General features: G+C 70.6%; 2 protein-coding genes and 1 pseudogene. 2 read left to right on the forward strand and 1 reads right to left on the reverse strand.

Features of this window, described 5'->3' with window-relative positions; translation table 11 throughout:
- A partial coding sequence (locus tag VIM19_17730; GenBank protein HEY5186694.1) for a hypothetical protein occupies positions 1–346 on the reverse strand: 346 nt, incomplete at its 3' end.
- A gap of 175 nt (positions 347–521) precedes the next feature.
- Between VIM19_17730 and VIM19_17735 the strand changes: the two are divergent.
- Together VIM19_17735 and VIM19_17740 are read left to right on the forward strand one after the other, a co-directional pair.
- Positions 522–754 (forward strand): annotated as a pseudogene (locus VIM19_17735) (hypothetical protein).
- Positions 755–1329: 575 nt separating this feature from the next.
- A partial coding sequence (locus tag VIM19_17740) for a glycosyl hydrolase family 28-related protein (protein ID HEY5186695.1) occupies positions 1330–2755 on the forward strand: 1426 nt, incomplete at its 3' end.

The raw sequence follows: 2755 nt of genomic DNA on the forward strand, positions 1-2755 counted from the left end.
CCACCGCGGCGCCGGCTGCGCCGAGCACCGCGGCGCTGCCGATGATCGACGGGGGGAACAGCACGCCGAGCACGACCCCGCCGACGACGCCCCACCTCAGCCCGTGGCGGGTGCTGTGGTCGGTCGCCTTCTGGACCTCCAACGTGCCGTCCGCCTCGCGCTTGACGACAAGCACGCCTTCGATCTCCACGCGGCGGCCATCCTCGACGGACTTCAGCGCCTCGTAGGCCTCCCACGCGGTGTCGGTGTCGGGGAAGTCGGCGACGAACAGCGTGTACGCACCGTCGCTGATCGCCGCGGCGGCGACGACCTCTGACTGATCGGCGGTGCTCTGGTCTTCTGACATGGCAGGCTCCTGGTTCGTCGACGGTGGCGAGGCCCGGGTCACGCGCCGCGCGCTGGTGGTGATCGACCCTAGTCCGCTGCGGTGCGGGGCACGACTCGGCGTGATGAGGTGTCGCGGCCCACCAGATGAGGGCCGCTGCCCTCGCATCCGATCCAACCCCAACCGGGAGATCGGTGTGCCCCGGACGCAAGCCGACCTGCCCGACCTGACCGGTCAGCGGGCCATCGTGACCGGGGCCAACTCCGGTGTCTGCTTCGAGACCTCGCGGGCGCTCGCCCGGCACGGTGCCACGGTCACCCGGCCGGTGCGGTTGCGGTCAACTCGCGCCGAGGGGACCGCTGACGGCTTCGACAGGCAGGGCGGCACTACCCATCCGGGGCCTTCGCGCTGACCGGTCCGCTCCTCGATGCTGGGCGCCGTCCCCTCGGCAGGCGAGCCCCATGGACGGGGGCGTTGCCCGCGCTGTTCGCGGCGACCGTACCCGGCCTGCCGGGGACAGTTTCGTCAGTCTGGCCGGTCGGTGCGGACCGCACCGGCGTCCGCCCGCTGCGTCGATAGGCGGGCCGGCGCGCATGATCGCCACCGACACCCGCTCGGTCATCCCGGCAGGGGAGCGGGGGACCCGCCGCCGTACCGGCCCGCGGTAACCCTGCGCGAGTGACGCGCCGGTGGACCCTCTTCGGGGCAGCCGGGCCGAGGCCGGCTCCCTGGCAGGCCACTCGGTGAGCGGGCTCTTGCCGTGGCCCGGTGGCCGTGCGAGTCTGCGCGGACTGACGAGTCTGCGCGGAGTGAACCGCCGAGGTTGAGCCGGGCGCTTCGGGTTGGCCTCATCTGTGCAACGCACCGACGGACAATGAGTAGGTGGCCCGCCCATGACACCGAATCGCGTGCCTGCGGGGAGTCTCCTGGTGCACCGCCGCCAGGGGCGGGCGGGCCGGGTCGGCCGTCGGCTGGTGATTCTCGCCGCCGTTCTCGCCACCACACTGTCGATGACCGGCGTGGCGTCCGCGAGTCCTCCCCAGGGGTCGGGCCAGCCGGACTTCGGGCCCAACGTCCTCGTGTTCGACCCGTCGATGCCGACCAGCCAGATCCAGACCGCCGTCGACGCGATCGCCGCTGACCAGGTTTCGAACCAGTTCGGGACGCAGCGCTACGCGCTGCTGTTCAAGCCCGGCACCTACGGCAGCGCCGCCGAACCGCTGAACTTCCAGGTGGGTTACTACACCGACGTCGCGGGGCTGGGCCTGTCCCCCACGGACGTCACGATCAACGGGTCGGTCTATGTCCGCAATCAGTGCGACGCGAACGGTTGCGTCGCCCTGAACAACTTCTGGCGGTCGCTGTCCAACCTGACCATCAACGTGACCACACCCAACTTCGGCTGCTACAGCGGCGAGTTCTGGGCGGTGTCGCAGGCGGCCCCGATGCGCCGGGTCAACGTCAACGGACTGACCACCCTGATGGACTACTGCACGGGCCCGTCGTTCGCCAGCGGCGGCTTCATCGCCGACTCGCAGTTCGCCGGCGGCACCGTGATCAACGGCTCGCAGCAGCAGTTCCTCGTCCGTAACAGCACGCTGGACGGCTGGACCAACGGAGTGTGGAACCAGGTCTTCGCCGGGGTCCAGGGCGCCCCGGCGCAGTGCTTCCCCGCGTCGGCGACCTGCGGAGGCCCGTACACCACCTTGGCCACGAACCCGGCGAGCAAAGACAAGCCCTACCTGTACGTCGACTCGAGCGGCCGCTGGGCGGTCTTCGTCCCGGCGCCCGCGACGAACACAGCGGGGACGACATGGGCGAACGGGCCCACGCCGGGTCGCTCGATCCCGCTGACGGACTTCTTCGTGGCCAAGCCGACCGACTCCGTGCAGACGATCAACAACCAGCTGGCCCAGGGCAAGAACCTGCTCTTCACTCCGGGGGTCTACAGCATCGACCGGACGATCAAGGTCAAGCGGGCCGACACCATCGTGCTCGGCCTCGGCCTGGCCACCCTCACCGCCGTCGACGGCGCGGTCGCGATGAGCGTCGCCGACGTCAAGGGCGTGGACATCGCCGGCCTGATGATCGACGCCGGGCCGGTCAGCTCCCCGGTCCTGCTGCAGATCGGCACCCAGCACGCCACCCACGGGCAGGCCCGCCAGCACAACGGCTGGAGCGACCCGGCCGACCCGACCGCCCTGCAGGACGTGTTCTTCCGGGTCGGCGGGCCGCACGCCGGCAAGGCCACCGTCAGCTTGCAGGTCAACAGCGACAACGTCATCCTCGACGACATCTGGGCCTGGCGCGCCGACCACGGCACCGGAGTCGGCTGGACCGCCAACACCGCTGACACCGGGGTCATCGTCAACGGGGACAACGTCACCGCCACCGGGCTGTTCGTCGAGCACTACCAAAAGCACAACGTGG

Source organism: Actinomycetes bacterium, from assembly GCA_036510875.1.
Taxonomy (GTDB): domain Bacteria; phylum Actinomycetota; class Actinomycetes; order Prado026; family Prado026; genus DATCDE01.